The organism is Bartonella sp. AP58NXGY (assembly GCF_042195785.1).
GTDB lineage: Bacteria > Pseudomonadota > Alphaproteobacteria > Rhizobiales > Rhizobiaceae > Bartonella.
The window spans coordinates 1-636 of sequence record NZ_JBHIOY010000322.1 but is presented as its reverse complement, the minus strand read 5'-3'; the positions used below and the strand labels follow the sequence as shown (position 1 = coordinate 636).

Annotated in this window: 1 protein-coding gene; it reads left to right on the top strand. The window is 45.3% G+C overall.

The annotated features are described in order from the left end of the window. The coding region (locus tag ACFINC_RS11175; RefSeq protein WP_375617245.1) for an FAD-binding protein at positions 1-636 on the top strand (636 nt) is incomplete at both ends.

Genomic DNA, 636 nt, shown 5'->3' with positions numbered 1-636 from the left:
TTCCTACCAACTACTACGGAGAAGTTCTCAATCCAACAGCTGATTCGCCTGATCGTATTCAACCAGGGCTAATGGCAGTGGGTGAAGCGGGATGCGCTTCTGTTCATGGTGCTAACCGCTTGGGATCAAATTCATTGATTGATCTTGTGGTGTTTGGGCGTGCTGCTGCTATTCGTGCGGGTGAAGTGATTGATCGAAACGCTGAAGTTCCACCTTTGAATGAAGAAGCGGTTGACGAAATTATGGCGCGTTTTGATCGTTTGCGTTTTGCACAAGGAGCCATACCAACAGCTCTATTGCGTGAAAAAATGCAACGCACCATGCAAGAAGATGCAGCAGTCTTCCGTACAGAAGATTCTTTGCAACAGGGATGCCAACGGATGAATAAAATCTGGGAGGAATTGTCTGACCTTAAAGTCACAGATCGTTCCATGATATGCAATTCTGATTTGGTTGAAACATTAGAGCTTCAAAATCTCATGGCAAATGCTATCATGACGGTTCATTCTGCGGCAGCACGTTTAGAAAGCCGTGGCGCTCACGCCCGTGAAGATTATCCAGAGCGTGATGATAAAAACTGGCGTAAACATACGCTTTCACATTTGTCAAAAGAAGGTAAGGTGACGTTATCATATC